Annotated in this window: 17 protein-coding genes; 8 read left to right on the top strand and 9 right to left on the bottom strand. The window is 33.7% G+C overall.

Annotation, left to right across the window (positions count from 1 at the left end):
- Positions 1-24: 24 nt before the first annotated feature.
- The 7 genes from ATO12_RS07415 to ATO12_RS07445 form a co-directional block, all read right to left on the bottom strand.
- Positions 25-534: an OmpH family outer membrane protein gene (locus tag ATO12_RS07415; protein ID WP_025667203.1), complete on the bottom strand. Its 510-nt coding sequence runs from the start codon at positions 532-534 to the stop codon at positions 25-27.
- A gap of 45 nt (positions 535-579) precedes the next feature.
- Positions 580-1,437, bottom strand: a complete 858-nt coding sequence (locus tag ATO12_RS07420) for an OmpH family outer membrane protein (protein WP_051575697.1) — start codon at positions 1,435-1,437, stop codon at positions 580-582.
- A gap of 35 nt (positions 1,438-1,472) precedes the next feature.
- Complete coding sequence (locus ATO12_RS07425; protein WP_205625228.1) at positions 1,473-4,103, bottom strand: BamA/OMP85 family outer membrane protein; 2,631 nt, start codon at positions 4,101-4,103, stop codon at positions 1,473-1,475.
- 4 nt (positions 4,104-4,107) lie between these two features.
- Positions 4,108-4,845 carry an isoprenyl transferase gene (locus tag ATO12_RS07430; protein WP_034240865.1) on the bottom strand — a complete coding sequence of 246 codons (738 nt, stop codon included), beginning with the start codon at positions 4,843-4,845 and terminating at the stop codon, positions 4,108-4,110.
- A gap of 2 nt (positions 4,846-4,847) precedes the next feature.
- Positions 4,848-5,525, bottom strand: coding sequence for a type IX secretion system protein PorG (porG, locus tag ATO12_RS07435; protein ID WP_034240867.1), 678 nt, complete (start codon positions 5,523-5,525; stop codon positions 4,848-4,850).
- Between the two features lie 99 nt (positions 5,526-5,624).
- Positions 5,625-6,509, bottom strand: coding sequence for an NAD kinase (locus ATO12_RS07440; RefSeq protein ID WP_025667208.1), 885 nt, complete (start codon positions 6,507-6,509; stop codon positions 5,625-5,627).
- A gap of 45 nt (positions 6,510-6,554) precedes the next feature.
- Positions 6,555-7,211, bottom strand: a complete 657-nt coding sequence (locus tag ATO12_RS07445) for a CBS domain-containing protein (protein WP_034240869.1) — start codon at positions 7,209-7,211, stop codon at positions 6,555-6,557.
- A gap of 101 nt (positions 7,212-7,312) precedes the next feature.
- Between ATO12_RS07445 and ATO12_RS07450 the strand changes: the two genes are divergently transcribed.
- From ATO12_RS07450 to ATO12_RS07465, 4 genes are all read left to right on the top strand, one after another.
- Positions 7,313-8,026, top strand: coding sequence for a pyridoxine 5'-phosphate synthase (locus ATO12_RS07450; RefSeq protein ID WP_034240872.1), 714 nt, complete (start codon positions 7,313-7,315; stop codon positions 8,024-8,026).
- Between the two features lie 103 nt (positions 8,027-8,129).
- Positions 8,130-8,897 carry an alpha/beta fold hydrolase gene (locus ATO12_RS07455; RefSeq protein WP_034240875.1) on the top strand — a complete coding sequence of 256 codons (768 nt, stop codon included), beginning with the start codon at positions 8,130-8,132 and terminating at the stop codon, positions 8,895-8,897.
- A gap of 282 nt (positions 8,898-9,179) precedes the next feature.
- Positions 9,180-10,427, top strand: coding sequence for an OmpP1/FadL family transporter (locus ATO12_RS07460; RefSeq protein ID WP_034240878.1), 1,248 nt, complete (start codon positions 9,180-9,182; stop codon positions 10,425-10,427).
- 5 nt (positions 10,428-10,432) lie between these two features.
- Positions 10,433-12,022: a G-D-S-L family lipolytic protein gene (locus tag ATO12_RS07465; RefSeq protein WP_316932919.1), complete on the top strand. Its 1,590-nt coding sequence runs from the start codon at positions 10,433-10,435 to the stop codon at positions 12,020-12,022.
- Between the two features lie 71 nt (positions 12,023-12,093).
- Here the strand turns inward: ATO12_RS07465 and ATO12_RS07470 are convergent, their stop codons facing one another.
- Positions 12,094-13,560 (bottom strand): thrombospondin type 3 repeat-containing protein, encoded by a 1,467-nt coding sequence (locus ATO12_RS07470; RefSeq protein WP_034240883.1) that lies wholly within the window; start codon positions 13,558-13,560, stop codon positions 12,094-12,096.
- 116 nt (positions 13,561-13,676) lie between these two features.
- Between ATO12_RS07470 and ATO12_RS07475 the strand changes: the two genes are divergently transcribed.
- The 4 genes from ATO12_RS07475 (at position 13,677) to clpX (ending at position 17,546) form a co-directional block, all read left to right on the top strand.
- Entirely contained in the window at positions 13,677-14,024 is a 348-nt protein-coding gene (locus tag ATO12_RS07475; RefSeq protein WP_034241331.1) for a phage holin family protein, read from the top strand.
- A 95-nt stretch (positions 14,025-14,119) separates the two neighbouring features.
- Positions 14,120-15,442, top strand: coding sequence for a trigger factor (tig, locus tag ATO12_RS07480; protein WP_034240886.1), 1,323 nt, complete (start codon positions 14,120-14,122; stop codon positions 15,440-15,442).
- Positions 15,443-15,543: 101 nt separating this feature from the next.
- Entirely contained in the window at positions 15,544-16,218 is a 675-nt protein-coding gene (gene clpP / locus ATO12_RS07485; protein ID WP_034240888.1) for an ATP-dependent Clp endopeptidase proteolytic subunit ClpP, read from the top strand.
- A 95-nt stretch (positions 16,219-16,313) separates the two neighbouring features.
- On the top strand, positions 16,314-17,546 hold the full coding sequence (clpX, locus tag ATO12_RS07490; protein WP_034240891.1) for an ATP-dependent Clp protease ATP-binding subunit ClpX: 1,233 nt from the start codon (positions 16,314-16,316) through the stop codon (positions 17,544-17,546).
- Between the two features lie 86 nt (positions 17,547-17,632).
- Here clpX and ATO12_RS07495 read toward each other — a convergent pair whose 3' ends face one another.
- On the bottom strand, positions 17,633-17,968 hold the full coding sequence (locus ATO12_RS07495; protein ID WP_034240894.1) for a hypothetical protein: 336 nt from the start codon (positions 17,966-17,968) through the stop codon (positions 17,633-17,635).
- Between the last annotated feature and the right edge of the window lie 43 nt (positions 17,969-18,011).

The following is an 18,011-nucleotide window of genomic DNA, read 5'->3' on the forward strand; positions in this document are numbered from 1 at the left end:
TATTAAAAGTTTAAAGTAAAACTGTTATATACCTAAATCTTTTTTTACATCTGCCATTAGGTTTTTACCATCAGCCATAATTACTCCAGTACCTGTAGTAGAATCTAATACATATTGAAAACCTTGTGCTCTTGCCACCTTTTGGATAGATGTACGCGCTTGCTCATAGATAGGCTTCATTAATTCGATTTCTTTTTTCTGAAGATCCTGAAGTGCATTTGTTCTATAATCGTTAATACTTTTTTCTGTAGCTTGTACTTCTTGCTGTCTTTTTAAATTCTCTTCATCCGTCTTAGTTTCAGCTTCTTGAGAATATTTTTTAATAGTGTTTTGTAACTCTAACACCATATTTCTGATTTCTGCATCATAAGTCTTATTTAATTTTTCGATCTCACTTTTTGCAGCTTTAAAAGCAGGCATTGCTTCTACAAGCTCCTGTGATGCTATATGTGCTACTTTAGATTGAGCATTCACAAAACTTGAGCTTCCTATGGTAATTGCAATAGCTACTAATAATGTTCTAAATTGTTTCATTTGTAAGTATTATTAAAGGGTGTTATAAATTTATAAATTAATTATTTAATCATTGTCTTTTCTACTATCAGCATCAGACGATGAATCGTTATTTTTTAGATTTTCTCTTTGCGCTTTTAAAGCTTTAATAGAATCTTTCTTTCTTTTTTGTAATTCTAATAATCGAGCTCTTCTTTCTTCAAACTCTTTCTTTTTTGCAGCTCTTATAGAGTCTCTTTGGGCTTTACGCTCTGCGAGAAGTTGTTCTCTTTCTGACAATCTTTTTTGAGCTTCACGTTCTCTATCAGATACTTCGGTTTCTTGTGCTGCATTTCTTTTTTCAGCTCTTTCCAGGGCTTTCTTATCTTTCTTGCTGTTGAGCTGTTTTCTTTTTGAAGCTCTATTTATTCTAAGCAATACCTGATCACTTATATCAAATCGATCTGCGGAATATAGCATTACCAAATCTGCAGATTTATCAAAAACAAAATCATATTTTTTGTTTTTGGCAATTTCTTGAACTGCTACAAAAACCTGATCCTGTACCGGTTGAACCAATCTCTTTTTTTGAATGAAAAGATCTCCATTAGGGCCAAATCTTTTTTGTTGATATTCTAATATTTCTTTTTCTTTAAAAAAGATATCTTCTTCTCTTTCTTCAATTAATTCTTTGGTTAGCAAGACTCTTTCATTATTAAGGTCTTTACGCATTTCTTCAACTTCTTTGAGTTCTGCTTCTATTTCGACTTTCCATTTTTGTACTTTGGTTTCGAGTTCAGAAGAAGCTTCTTTATATTCTGGAACATTTTCCAGAATATAGCCCATATCGATATAGCCAATCCTAATACCTTTCTGTGCATGAACTGCATTTGTGAAAAATAGCCAACTGACTGCTGCAACTAGTAAAAGACCCTTTGTTTTCATAACTTTGTGTGTATATAGAAATAATCGTGCCAAAACTAAAATTGTTGTCCTATAATAAAATGGGTTTCCCATCCATTAGCCTGATTTGTTCCCGGAATAGGATCAAAACCATACCCAAAATCTATACCTAATAACCCAAATGCTGGCATAAAGATACGCAAACCTGCTCCAGTAGAACGACTTAATTGGAAAGGATTAAAACTTTTAAAGCTATCATAAGAAGCTCCACCTTCCAAAAATCCTAACACATATATCGAAGCTGCGGGTTTTAGTGTTATAGGATAACGAAGCTCTAACGAATATTTGTTATAAATTGTTGCCCCATCGGCATCAAAATCTTGATTATTAGTTCTACTTTGAGGTGTAATAGATTGATTTGGGTACCCTCTTAACGAAATAACCTCACGGCCATCAAGACTTGTAGCACCTAATCCATCTCCTCCCAGGAAAAAGCGTTCAAAAGGAATATTACCTCTATTGCTATTATATGCACCTAGAAAACCGTACTCGGCTTTTGTTTTTAAAACCAAGGGTTTTTTCCCTATGTTAACTAAGCTTGTGTACCAGGTACCATCAAATTTTAGTTTATAATATTCTAGCCATTTAAAACGCTCCTGATCGATTTCTCCAATCTCTGTACCTATTTCAGCACTTCTTACTAGATCTCTCGAATTGCTATTATCTAAGTTACTTCTTTCTTCTTCTAAAGCATCTCTACGATCTTTTAATTCACCGTAATCTACACCATCAAAAAGAGAATAAGGAACAGAAAGTTTGGCAACAAGATTAAATTCTGATCCGCCTGTAGGGAAAATAGGGTTAACTGTAGTATTGTTTCTATTGATTCCGATAGTATAAGATAAATCATTAGAAGATCCATTACCAAAAGTAAATAATCGAGTGTTGTAGTTTTTAAGATTATAATGTCTTACACTAATGGCTTGAGATAATGTAAAGTAGTTATCTGGCCAATTTAATCTTTTAGCGATACCTATTGACCCACCAGTAATAAGAAATTTACTATTTCTGTCTACTCTACGCGTTCTGTTGTTAAGTAAGAACTGGATCGTATGAGAGAATGATGTAGAGAGTTGATATGGTCTTTTTCCTCCTAACCACGGTTCTACAAAAGAAAGGCTATAGGTTTGAAAGAATCTACTGGCTTGGGCTCTTATTCTAAGTGTTTGACCATCTCCCATAGGAAGGGGACTATAAGATTCTTTATTAAAGATGTTGCGTATTGAAAAATTGCTAAAAGCTAATCCAAGAGTTCCTACAAAACCACCTCCGCCAAAACCACCCTGAAGCTCAATTTGGCTGGATCCTTTTTCTACTACAGGGTAATTAATATCAATAGTTCCTGCTTGAGGATTTGCATTTTTAAATTGTGGCTCTAGTTGTTCTGGATCAAAAAATCCTAGCTGTCCTAATTCACGAACAGTTCGTACTACAAGATCTTTGCTATACCGTTGACCCGGTCTGGTTCTAAGTGTTCTATAGATTACGTGATCATTTGTTTTATCATTTCCGGTAACGGTAATGTGGTCAAAGTAGGTTAGTTTTCCTTCGCGAACTCTGATTTCAAAGTCAAGAGTATCATTATATACTTTTGTTTCTACAGCATCAATAGAAGAAAATAAATACCCATTATTTTGGTATAAATTCGTAAGGTCATCTGCGTCGGGCTTACTATTATCGGCAATTTGTTTTTCTAGAAGAACGCCATTATACACATCACCTTTTTTGATAACAAGTTGTCTGGCTAATTCCCGGTCGGTATATACACTATTACCCAAAAATGTGATATTCCCAAAATAGTACTTATTACCTTCTTCAAGATTAAGATTAAGTGATACACTATTATCATCTTCTATGATAAGACTATCAGAGATAATACGGGCATCTCGATATCCTTTTTCTTTGTATTTTGTAATAATATTATCTTTGTCCTCCTCGTAATCTGCTTGGATATATTTTGATCGTTTCCAGAATCTTAAGAATTTCTTACGTTTGGTGTTTTTCATTGCCCGGCGAACCTTACCATCAGAAAGTTGCTCGTTTCCTTCTATGTTAATTTTATCAACCTTAACCCGATCTCCTTTGTCGATCAAAACAACCATGTTTACTTTGTTGCTTGCAACGGTATCTTTAACAGGAATGGTGTTGATAACAACTTTAGTATTTAGAAATCCGTCTTTTTTATACTTATTAGCAATAAAATTACGGGTTGTGGTTATCAGGTTTTCTGTAACCTTTGCGCCTTTGGTTAGCCCATTATCTTTAATTAACTCTTCAGATTTACGCTTTTTAATTCCTTGAATTCGGGCTTCATTTAACTCAGGTACTTCTTGTATGTTAATTTCGAGATCAGCGACGTCTCCTTCTACATTGCTAATGTAAAAGTTAATGTCACTAAATAATTCGAGATCCCATAATTTCTTAATGACTTTACTTATTCGATCTCCCGGAAGAAAAATACGTTCTCCTTTTCTAAGACCAGTAAAAGTAATTACTGTATTTTCATTGTAACTGGTAATCCCGGTAACTTTAATATCTCCAATAATATATTCTTTCCCGTTAGCACCAGGTAAATTTTGTGCAGAAAGTGATGTTGATATTAATAAGGCGAGTAACGTAAAATACGTAATAGGTAGTTTTTTTGTCATTTCTTTAACTGAGCTGCTCACTAGTTTTTCCAAATCTTCTTTCTCTTTTTTGATAATTGTATATGGCTTCAAATAAATCGGCTTTTTTAAAGTCTGGCCATAAAATTTCTGTAAAATATAATTCTGCATACGCAATTTGCCATAGTAAAAAATTACTGATACGTTGTTCCCCACTGGTACGTATCAATAAGTCCACATCAGGCAGGTCTTTTGTATACAAATGCTCATTAATGACTGATTCATTTATAAGATGTGGCGAAATTACACCATTTTTAACTTTAATACTTATTTCTTTGATAGTTTTTATAAGCTCTTCTCTGCTTCCATAGCTTAGGGCCAGAGTAAGCGTCATATGCGTATTGGATTTGGTCTTTTCAATAACTTCTAAAAGTTCTACTCTTGCTTTTTCGGGAAGCAACTGCAAGTTTCCAATAGCATTAAGTTTAATATTGTTATCCTGAAGTGTTTTGATTTCCTTTTTTAAGGAATTCACCAAAAGTTTCATTAGGGTATCTACTTCAAGTTTTGGTCTATTCCAGTTTTCTGTAGAAAAAGCATATAATGTAAGATATTTAACACCTATTTCGGCACTGCTTTCAACAGCTTCTTTAACAGCTTTAGTACCATTTTCGTGGCCAACGGCTCTAAATAGACCTTTCTTTTTGGCCCATCGCCCATTACCATCCATAATAATGGCAACGTGCTGTGGGATATTAGAGTTTAATTGTTTTTTATCAATCATTTTTAGAAAGCACAAAAACATGGTATTCTACCCCAGGTATACGATATGGTTATACCTGTAAATACATACCAGTCATTGTTATTTAAATTACCAAATCCTGTTCCATATCTATCATCAGGATTACTGCCGTCAAGGTTATCAGTAAATGTGTATCTGGCGCCTATTTCTGCACCTAATACAAATTTTCTACCTAATGTTTTTTTAATCCCTAAAACCATAGGGATTGCGAAACTCCATTTATCTGCATATGCGCCGATTTGATTATTCGCATTAACAGCCAAAGCACCATAATTAAATGTAGTAATTCCTGTATATAGATAAGGGGTAAATTGGGGTTCTCCGTCGTAAAGATACCAATCCCAGAAATTAAATTCCATTCCTAGCGATATTTCTTTTACAGAATTGCTAAAACTTAATCCTCTTTGTTTTCTTCTATCATCCCCTTTATCGTCATTAGCATTGAGTTTGGCATATAAAAATGAAGCTCTAAAAGCATGTCGTTTACTTCGATTCCATTTTCCGATAGCTCCAAAAGCGACATTATTAGGTGAAATATAGTATGTAGATCCTACATCTCCTATATAGTTAGCTCCTCCAGCCATCAAACCTACTTCGTAAGTTTGTGATGTGATTGGTTGTACAAAAAATACAACAATTATAAGTGATGCTAAGTATCTCATAGATTTTCAAAAGTTTGCAAATATAACAATTAACTTTAGTACACAAGAATTTGAGTAAAATAGTATGAATAAAAAACACTTTTTAGCACATTTTATTGTTCAATTGCGTTTATCTTCCCCCCAAAGCATCTTTTTACGCAATGTTTTTAGAAAGCTTTCATCTTGCAGAACTACCATATTAATTTTGAATGGAGCTTTTTTAATAACTACTGTAGCTTCATTTGGTAGTGTATGTATTCTCGAATCTAAAGAAATTAAGTAGGTGTCTTCTCTTCCCGAAACCTGTAATTTGATTTCTTGATTATCGGGTATAACAAGAGGTCTTACATTAAGATTATGCGGGGCGATAGGAGTTAGTACCATGCTTTCTGCATCAGGCATCATTACGGGACCACCACAACTTAATGAGTATCCTGTAGAACCAGTAGGAGTAGAAACAATTAGACCATCTGCCCAATATGAAGTGAGAAATTCATTGTTAAGAGTGGTATGTACAGTAATCATAGAAGTTGTATTTCTTCGACTTACTGCGATCTCATTCATTGCAAAGTTTAATACTCCAAATTCTTCTGTTGCAGGTAAAGTTTCTACCGTTACGAGGCTTCTTGAAGAAATATAAAACTTTTTGTCAAGGATGAGTGCTATAGTATCTTTAATTTCTTCTTTTTGAATCGTGGCTAAAAAACCCAATCTTCCGGTATTGATTCCTGCAATTGGGATTCCTAAATCCCGAACATAAGTGATCGTTTTGAGAATAGTACCATCTCCTCCAATACTAAAAAAAAGATCATATGATGTGTCAAGTTCTTCAAAAGTGCTGAAATGAGAATATGTTTTATCTATTTCATCATGAAGATTTATCAATTCAAGAAAATTTTTCTCAATTACAACTTCTACACCATTTTTGTCAAGAGTCTCTAATAACTGTTGAATGTAGATTCCCGAATTTTTATGATAGAACTGCCCGTATATACCGATCTTCATTATAATTTGATTTGTGTTATTAGTAGTTGAATTAGGGAAACTGTCCTATATATTAAGGTATTTTGCTAAATATTGAGATCTTTCTTTAAGATTAGTTAAAAATGTATCCTCTTGGTGTCTTGAGACTATATTATAGCTATATCTTCTAAATGTTTGTACTATATTGTTAATATCACTATCGCTAATCTTTAATGTTATCTGGGCGACATCATTTTTCATATTTGATATAAATAAACCCAATACTTTAGCATTATTTGATTCTACAATTTGCGAAATTTCACTAAAAGAATAATCCAGAACTCCTTTTTCTACTATTAAAATATTACCAGGCTCACTAAGAAACGGGGTCTCGTTAAAAAGGTTCATGATATCACCAAGTTCAAAAAAACCTAGATAACTATTGTTGTCATCTAATACTGGCATAATATTAGAATTACTCTGCGCAAAAGATTCTAGGATATCCAACCAGTTATCAGTTTCTCTTACATAAAATCCTTCGAGGGCATATTGATAAGCATCTAAAGTTTTGTCGGTTTCAAAACATCGGATATCTGCTTCAGAAACACACCCTAAATATATGTTCTGTTTTATAACAGGAAAATGGGTATAGGTAAGTTCATTAAATAGTAATTGGGCCTCTGTTACTTTGACAGTTACGTCAAGAGGTTCTATTTCATTAACTATGTACAAATTCGTTTTCATAACTTATAAGGGGCTATATTATGCAAAATAATCAAAAAATATACAATCAAGGCGTTCTCAACTTTGTATTTTTGCTTTTTTAGTAAAAGATATCAAAAACCATGACAAAGTTAAGTGTTAACGTTAATAAAATTGCAACTTTACGTAATTCGAGAGGAGGAGATACTCCTAATTTAATTCAGGTAGCGACCGATATTCAGCATTTTGGAGGAGAAGGAATTACAATTCACCCAAGACCAGATGAAAGGCATATACGATATCAAGATGCGTATGATCTAAAGCCAATTGTTCATACAGAGTATAATATAGAAGGAAATCCTATTCCTAAGTTTATAGAGTTGGTATTAGCTGTTAAACCAACGCAGGTTACTTTGGTGCCAGATGCAGAGGATGCTATAACAAGTAATGCAGGTTGGAATACAAAAAAACATGAAAGTTTTTTGAAAGAAGTAATATCTGAGTTTAAACGTAATGATATTAGAACCTCAATATTTGTAGATCCTGTTCCTGAGATGATAGAAGGTGCGGTAAGTACCGGAGCAGATAGAATTGAATTGTATACCGAAGAATTTGCTTCAGAATACGCAAAAGGAAATTTGAAAGCGATACAGCCTTATTCGACTTGTGCTCAACAAGCAATTGATCTTGGGATCGGAGTAAATGCAGGTCATGATCTCTCTTTAGATAATATTAAGTTTTTTAAAGAAAATATCCCCGGACTTCTTGAAGTTTCTATTGGGCATGCTTTGATAAGCGAATCTATATATCTGGGATTAGAAAATGTAGTTAATATGTATTTACATCGACTAAAGTAAACTGTGGATATGAAATGAGCCATAATAATTAGGTTAATATCAACTGACATGATCAATGGCGAATTCCATCTGACAATTAAAAAAAACAATAAAAAAAGAACAGATGAAATTACATTCTAATGTTTTTGGCGAAGGGCAACCTTTTATAATTCTTCATGGATTTTTAGGAATGGGAGATAACTGGAAAACACTTGGGAAGAAAATCTCTGAACAAGGGTTTCAGGTTCATTTGATAGATCAACGAAATCATGGTAGAAGCCCTCATAGTGATGAGTTTAATTACAATATACTTGCAGATGATTTAGCGACGTATTGCGAAGAACACCATTTGCAGAACTGTAATATTTTGGGGCACTCTATGGGTGGGAAGACCGTAATGCTTTTTGCGTCAAAATATCCTGATTTGATTGATCATTTAATTGTAGCCGATATAGGACCAAAATATTATCCATTACATCATCAGGACATTTTGGATGGGTTAAGTGCTTTGGATTTTGAGATTTTAAAATCCAGAGGAGAAGTGGATGGTGAGTTAAGTAAGTATGTGCCTGATACAGGTGTAAGAATGTTTCTTCTTAAAAATCTATATTGGAAAGAAAAAGGAGTTCTTGGGTTGCGAATAAATTTAGAGGTATTGATAAAAAATGCTCACCAGATAGGAGTGGAATTACCAGAACAATATAGTTATTCTGGAGATACTCTCTTTCTAAGAGGAGAACGATCTAATTATATTTTGGATGAAGACGAAACCAGAATAAAAAAACAATTTCCTAATTCAATAATCGGGGAAATTTCAAACGCAGGTCATTGGTTGCATGCCGAAAACCCAACGAATTTTTTGCAAGAAGTGTTAGAATTCATCAAAAAATAGAGAAAAAATGCTATGTATGCATAATATTTTGATGAATTCGTTGGATAATTAGTATTTTCTATTAAATTTGGAAAATCAAATTTTAATATAGAACTTATCTAAACTTTTTGTTTACCTACGAATTTTACATTTTGGCCTCTAAATTTTTGTGTCTATACCATAATATGGCATGGTGATGCTCTCATAAAATCTTTTATTCTAGATTAACCGCCAAAATTTTTTACTCACAAACAAAAAAGTAGACAAGTTCATTCTAACATAACAAACAATACTAAATTAATTATGAGAAAACTTTTATTATTTATTCTGTTCGTCTCGGTAACTTTGGTTACGTATGCAGGCGGATATAGAGTTAGTGTGCAAGGACAAAGAGCGATTGCAATGGGGCATACTGGAGTAGCGGTAGTGAATAGTGCTGAGTTGGTATTTTTTAACCCTGCGGGTCTTGTGTACTTAGAAAATAAATTAAACGTAAGTGTTGGTGTAAGTGGAATCTTCACAGATGTAATATATCAAAATCGAGAATTAGGTACTTCTTCAGAAACAGATAGTTCTGTAGGAACTCCTCTTAATTTGTATGGTTCTTATAAAGTAAATGACTGGATGTCTATCGGTCTAGGGGTATATACTCCTTTTGGTAGTGAAGTAGAGTGGCCAACAGACTGGGCTGGCTCTCATTTGGTAAATAATATCGAATTGGCAGCAATATATATACAGCCCGTAGTGTCGTTTAAGATTTCTGACCGATTTAGTATTGGGGGAGGACCTATTTATGTTACCGGCTCTGTGAATTTTAATCGTAATGCTAGTAGGACAACAACTGATCTAGAAGGTAACCGTTCTAATATTACGGTTGAGGATTCTGGAGTTACGAATTGGGGATGGAGTATAGGTGCTATGTTTAATCCTACCGAAGATCTGCATATAGGGTTTAGTTATCGTAGCGAGATCATAATGGAAGTTGAAGGAGGAGAAGCTACATTTTCAAATTTTCCAAATTCTCCGGCAGTACCAGCTAATGGAACTACAACCTTTAATGCAGAATTACCATTGCCAGCAGAACTTACATTAGGGCTTTCATACGAATATAAGAAATGGGTATTTGCATTTGATTATAACAGACAATTCTGGGATGTTTATGAATCATTAGATCTTACTTTTGGTAACGGTTCTAGCTCTATAAATCCACGTAATTATAAAAATTCTTCGGCATACCGACTTGGATTGCAGTATCAGGCAACCGATAAAATTACCTTGAGAGCTGGGTATTATCGTGATGAAACTCCCGTGCAACCAGGCTATTTTGCCCCAGAAACTCCTCGTAATGACTCTGATGGATTTACCGGTGGTTTAAGTTTTGCTGTAACACCTAAGTTAGCGATTGATGCTTCATTCTTTTACTTGAGATTTGAAGAGGTAGATGCTTCTTATGATTTTGGTACAAACTCAACAGGTGGTAGAGAATCTTTTGGAGGGACATATAAATCCAGCGCATTTGCTCCTGGACTTGGTTTAACTTATAAAATGTAATAAAGATGATGAGGAAAAATATAAAATACTTAGCGATTCTTGCATTAGGAATAATAGCATGTGAACCAGAATTTGATAATCCGATTGATGAAGCAGGAACGTATACAAGTGGAGAAGCTGATTTTAGTAACTATGTTGCATTAGGAAACTCGCTTACAGCAGGTTTTGCAGATGGAGCATTATATATAACAGGGCAGGAAAATTCGTATCCTAATATACTATCTAAGCAATTTGCATTTGCGGGTGGTGGAGATTTTACGCAACCTTTAATGTCGGATAATACAGGAGGGTTTAGTAATGATCCGGTTACCTTCCCTCCGAGATTTGTGTTGGTATTTGATGCAGATGGTAAGCCGGTTGGTCCAGCAACATATACAGGAGCAGTACCTTCAACTGACTTCACGAATAATCTAGCCAGTTCTTTCAATAATATGGGAGTTCCCGGAGCAAAAAGTTTTCATTTGGCTGCACCTGGATATGGTAATGTAGCAGGAGTGTCAAGCGGTTCTGCGAATCCATATTTTGCAAGATTTGCTTCTTCTTCGACAGCAACGGTTGTAGGAGATGCTGTAGCTCAAAACCCTACGTTTTTTAGCTTATGGATTGGAAATAATGATATTCTTAGCTATGCTACTTCTGGTGGTGTAGGTGCAGATCATAATGAAGTGCCTAACCCCGATCCATCTACATATGGTCCAAATGATATTACAAATACTACGGTGTTTGCTGGTGTCTATAGCCAATTAATTGATGCACTTACTGCAAACGGAGCTAAAGGAGTATTGTTAAACTTACCAAGTGTAACTTCTATACCATTTTTTACAACGGTTCCTTATGCGCCATTAAGTCCTTTGAATCCAGATTTTGGACCACAAATACCTACGCTTAATGCAACCTATGCAGGGTTAAATCTTGCGTTTGCAGGTATTGGTGTTCCAGAAAGAGCGATAGAGTTTTCTACTACTGGACCAAGTGCTGTGGTAATTAAAGATAAATCACTTGATGATAAAACAGCACAATTGACTGCTGCTTTAACTCCTACATTTGGAGCGGCAAAAGCAGCTCTTTTTGGTGCGCAATATGGTCAGGCAAGACAAGCTACAGCAGAAGATTTGTTAGTGCTTACCAGTTCAAGTATTATCGGAAAACTTAATGAAGCCAGGTTTGCAGAATTGGTTGGCTTAGGTTTATCTCAGGAAGAAGCCGGACAATTAGCGGTTAATGGTGTTAGTTTTCCTCTAGAAGATAAGTATGTGTTAGTACCTGCAGAACAAACGGCTATAGAAAATGCTCGTACAGGATTTAATGCTACTATTGCAGGCCTTGCTACAGCTAAAGGATTAGCGTTTTATGATGCTGCAGCCGATTTGGCACAAGCTGCAAACGGAGGTATTCCTATTGATGGAGGAATTATTACATCAGAATTTGTTAGAGGTGGAGGTTTCTCGTTAGATGGAGTACACCCAACACCAAGAGCTCATGCTTTGATAACTAATGGAGTATTAGATGCTATTAAAGCTACTTATGGAGCTAATTTGCCGAGGGTTAATCCTGCAGATTATGGTACAGTTACCTTAAGTAATGATGTTAATTAAGATACTAATTGTATCAGATATATTTAAATATGCCAGGATAAATAATTTATCCTGGCATATTTTATACTTTTTTAATTTAGTTTATATATTTTATAGGTGTTATTTTTGTCTTTCACAATATATTTACCTTTAGGTAATTGATTAATAATATTAATTTCATCCAGCTTGTTTTGGGTTTTGCTTTCCTGAATTAGAAGGCCTTCAAAAGAAAAAACTTTGAAATTATTTTGATTTAATTGATATGTTAAATTATTCATTGATGAAATTAGATTCATATTTGTGTTGGAATAACTTCCTATAGTTTGTTTTTGAATTGTTTCTATTGTCTCTCTTGCTAACTTAGAATTGGAATTATATTTGAAAGAGAAAACAATAATATTATCAGAATCAGTTTCATTAGATTCTTGTACCTGATTGTTGTAGTCTATATGACCATAAACATAGTAGATTCCATTGTTGACTAGATTTAGACCTCCAATAAACGATCCTACATTATATGTAACTGATACTGTTTCCGGAGTATTGGGATTTACGGATCCGACATCTGTGGTAAACATTCCATAAACTGGATGCTGATTTGCAATTGGATATGCGTCTGAGTTAATGGATGCTAAAAATTGGGTATTGGATGAATTCGCAAAACCTGCGTCATTATTGTTGATGGTTATTTCAAATATTGCATTCTTATCTTTTTTCAGAATGGGTACCTGTCCATTAAAAACATTGTAAGTGGTATTGTCAACCTTGATTTTGAGACCACTAATTTTTAGATTTGGTTTAGCATTATTGTCAATATCGTCACAAACATCTCCAATACCATCGTTATCTGAATCTGACTGATCAGAATTACTGTTTAAGGGGCAATTGTCTGAGGAATCATTAACTCCATCATTGTCATCATCTTCATCGCAGGCATCTCCTGTACCATCATTATCTGTATCTATTTGTGAAGGATTGGAGGTGCTAGGGCAGTTGTCACATAAATTTCCTTTTCCATCGTTATCTGAATCCAGTTGATTAGGATTTGGAGTATTTTTGCAATTGTCAATTGAGTTATCTACGCCATCATTATCGTTATCAGTTGTATATCCATTTAAATCTTCGGGACCTATTGTTTTAAAAAAACAGCTTGTTGCTAATGGGTTGAATACATGAAAGCGATAAAGGCGAAATTCAAATTGTATTTTTGGTCTAGATTTTGGAGATAAATACAAAACTTTTGATCTGTAATTAAAAATTGCATTATTTCCACTAAAGAATTCATCGTTACCTCCGATGATTTCTGTTTCCCAGTTACTTGTAGGAACTAAGTTATTGTCTAACGTTCTATATTTTATTACAAATGCTCCGAGTCTGTTATTAGCTACATCACTATTAAAAAATCCATTGTTGTTAAATGTAATGTTAAAAACTTGACCGCCATCTGTTCTTGGTCCGGCATATTCAAATTTTAGATTGTTATAGGCAGATGAACATTGGGAGGAAACTGTTTGTTGAAACAATAATAAAAAGAAAGTAAATTTTAAGATTATTTTCATGATGTATTTGGTTTTAAGATTTATATAAAATTACTATATTTCACATGTTTTATTATTGAGGGCGACTCTCAAACTTTTTACGGGTTTTATTGAAAAAAAATGGTAAAAAAAGAAGTATGAATCTTATTCTTAAACTTATTTTAAATGCATTAGCAGTACTTCTATTGGCTAAAATTCTGCCAGGAGTTGGGGTCGATAATTATGTTAGTGCATTAATAGTTGCCGTTGTTTTGGCAATTTTGAATACAATTGTAAAGCCTTTACTTATTATTTTAACACTACCGGCTACAATACTTACCTTGGGATTGTTTCTTTTAGTTATTAATGCAGCAATTATTTTATTGGCAGATTATTTTATTGCCGGTTTTAGTGTAAATGGATGGTTGTGGGCGCTGATCTTTAGTGTCTTGTTATCTGTGTTTCAATCAATACTACATTCTATTTTGAAGAAAGACAAAAATTAATGTAACGCTTGCTGTTTTTCAAGGAGTTAAAAGTTTGTTGTGATCTAAAAAAGTATTACTTTTGCAAGCCAATTTTTAGAGTAAACGTAGAGATAATGAATATTTCAAAAGAGCAATTAGACGAATTAAATGCAGTGGTAACCGTAGATATCGCTAAAGAAGACTATAGTGAAAAGGTCGAAAAAATCCTTAGTGATTATCGTAAAAATGCTAACATTCCTGGTTTTAGAAAAGGTCACGTTCCTATGGGACTTGTTAAAAAACAATATGGAAAAGCAGTTTTGGTAGATGAAGTAAATAAACTGTTACAAGATGCATTAAATAAATACCTTACAGAGGAAAAACTTGATGTATTAGGAAACCCATTGCCAAAGGAACAGGAAAACTTTGACTGGGATACCGATGATTACTCTTTCGAATTCGAACTTGGATTAGCTCCAAAATTTGAAGTAAAGCTTAATGGTAAAAAAGCGATCACTCACTACAAAATTGTAGCAAATGATGAGATGATCGATAATCAGATTAAAACCATCCAGAAACAATATGGTAAGCTTATATCTAAAGATGTTGTAGAGCAAGAGGATTTGGTAGCTGGTTCTTTTGTTAATGAAGAAAAAGAAATTGATAATGCATTTACTGTTTCGTTAGATAAAATTAAAGGTAAAAAGAACCTTGATAAATTTATAGGAGCAAAAGTAGGTGATGTTATCAAGTTAAAGACAAAAGGGTTATTTGCTGATGATCACGATTTGATAAGTGCTTTAAAAATAAGTCATGATGAAGCGCATGATCTTAACATAGAAGTAACTTTTACAGTTTCAGAAATAAATACCCAGGAACTTGCAGATTTAGATCAGGAATTATTTGATAAGCTATATGGTCCTGGTACTATAAAGTCTGTTACTGATCTGAAAGAAAAAATAAAAGAAGATGCCGAACGTCAATTCGAGCAACAGTCAGAACAACAACTGCTTAATGATATCACTGAAAACGTTTTAGAGAATACTAAATTTGATCTTCCTAATGAGTTTTTGAAGAAATGGATTAGAGCGACAGGAGAGAAGCCTTTGACAGAAGATGAAGCAAAGGATGAATTCGAAAAAAGTGAAAAAGGGTTACGTTATCAATTGATTGAAGGTAAAATAATTAATGATAATAATCTTCAGGTAACTTTTGAAGAATTGAAAGATTTTGCAAAAGAGTTAATCAAAGGTCAGATGGCTCAATTTGGGCAAAATTCTCCAGAAGATAAAGAACTAGAGGATATTGCAGCAAGAATATTATCCAATCAGGAAGAGGTTAAAAGAATCTCTGAACAATTGATGAGTAAAAAGCTACTTAATTATTATAAAGAAAATGCAAAGCTAAAGGTAAAAGAGGTTAGCTTTGATGAATTCATAAAAGAAGTTTACAAATAATTAATGTTGTAATTTACTAAGGAATTATACTTATATTTAGGGCGTTAAACTATCTTTAGGTTAACGCCCTTTTTATCAATAAAAATTTCAGAAAAAGAAATATGGACTACGGAAAAGAATTCGAAAAATACGCTACTAAGCATCATGGTATTAATAGCAACTATTATAACCAGATCATTAGTAGTATGTATCCAACCGGGATGACTCCTAATATCATAGAAGAACGTCAAATGAACATTGCTATTTTTGATGTTTTCTCGAGATTAATGATGGATCGTATTATATTTTTAGGAACCGGGATTAATGATCAGGTTGCTAATATTGTTCAGGCCCAATTGTTATTTCTCGAAAGTGTAGATTCTTCTAAAGATATTCAGATTTATATCAATTCTCCGGGAGGAAGTGTTTATGCAGGTCTTGGTATTTATGATACAATGCAATTTATCAAACCAGATGTAGCTACTATATGTACAGGTATGGCTGCATCTATGGGAGCTGTATTATTATGTGCAGGACAAAAAGGAAAACGTTCTGGATTGCCTCATAGTCGTGTTATGATACATCAACCATTAGGAGGTGCCCAGGGACAAGCAAGTGATATAGAAATTACGGCACGTGAGATTTTGATATTAAAAGAAGAATTATATAAAATTATTGCCAAACACTCCGGACAAACCTACGATAAAGTTTATGAGGATAGTGATAGAGATTATTGGATGAAAGCAGATAAAGCTCTAGAGTATGGAATGATTGATGAGATTTTGACTAGAGAATGATACGATTTTTCTTGTTAATTAGGGGATTTTTCCCTTATACTTGTATGTATGTACGAAAACAAGAGAAGTTTTTATGAAAATGAAAATAAATAACTATGGCTAAGGAAGATTTAGAATGCTCTTTTTGTGGAAGAAAGAAGCCTGAAACTAATTTGCTTATTGCAGGGCTAGATGCCCATATTTGCGATCGATGTATTGTTCAGGCACATGGAATTGTGGTGGAAGAAGCTAAAGATGAAGAAACAGGTGAGCTTAGTAACGAATTAATGTTACGAAAGCCTATGGCTATCAAGAAGTTTTTGGATGAGTATGTAATAGGACAGGAGTTTACAAAAAAAGTAATGTCTGTAGCGGTATATAATCATTACAAACGTTTATTACAACCACAAACAGAAGATGATATTGAGATTCAAAAGAGTAATATCATTATGGTAGGGCAGACAGGAACTGGAAAAACATTAATGGCTAAGACCATTGCTAAAATGCTTAACGTTCCATTAGCTATTGTAGATGCAACTGTACTTACCGAAGCAGGGTATGTAGGTGAAGACGTAGAAAGTATTCTTACACGATTACTTCAAGCTGCAGATTATAATCTTGAGAAAGCACAACGTGGTATTGTATTTATTGATGAAATTGATAAAATAGCTCGTAAAAGTGATAACCCTAGTATTACCAGAGATGTTTCTGGAGAAGGAGTGCAACAAGCTTTACTTAAGTTACTTGAAGGTACTGTAGTAAATGTTCCGCCAAAAGGTGGTCGTAAGCATCCAGATCAAAAATTTATTGAAGTAAATACCGAAAATATTCTTTTTATTGCGGGAGGTGCTTTTGATGGGATCGAGAAAATGATCCAGAAACGATTAAATATGCAGGCTGTTGGATATAGCGCCTCTAAAAGTGAAGACGCTATAGAAAAAGATAATCTGTTACAGTATATTATTCCTAGAGATCTAAAAGATTTTGGATTAATTCCTGAAATTATTGGTAGACTTCCTGTACTTTCTTATATGAATCCTTTGGATGAAGAAACCCTTAGGTCTATTTTAACAGTTCCTAAAAATGCTATAATAAAGCAATATAAGAAGTTGTTCGAAATGGATAATATTGGTTTCTCAATCACCGATGGTGCATTAGAATATATTGTAGAAAAAGCACTTGAATATAGATTGGGAGCAAGGGGTCTTAGATCACTTTGCGAAGCAATTTTAACAGATGCGATGTATGAACTTCCAGAAAGCGAAGAAACAGAGTTTAGAGTGACTAAGGATTATGCCGAAAAGAAGTTGAATAAATCTACGATTAAAAAGCTTAAGGCGGTTTCTTAAAGTAAAAGAAAAAAGCTTTATATAAAAAAACACCTTTATAAATTTTATAAAGGTGTTTTTTGTTGGTTGATTAGTTGATAATCTATTTATTCTGTATATGATATTCGATCCTTATTGTTGGTAATGATATCTTCTGTGTTTTTTAATACAATATCACTATTGTTAAGATATATTTCTAAACCATTTTGGCGAATTAAAGCTTCGTAAAATGTTGCTTTAGAAATTTCACTATAGCAAGTATCTTCTTCTAGCGTATTTTCTGTTTTTAAAGCCCTTGTAGAAGAAACATCAGTAATAGCCTCTTTTGAAGTTACATCAGCCGTTTCATTGGCATTAGTACTATGATTTTCAGTTTTGATTTCTTGTGCGTTAATTCCTATAGTTAGCAGTAATAAAGTGATGCAAGATATCGTAGTTTTCATATTTTGGGGCTTTGATATATTTAATAACTATCTGAGGACAAAT

This window comes from Aquimarina atlantica (assembly GCF_000626715.1).
GTDB lineage: Bacteria > Bacteroidota > Bacteroidia > Flavobacteriales > Flavobacteriaceae > Aquimarina > Aquimarina atlantica.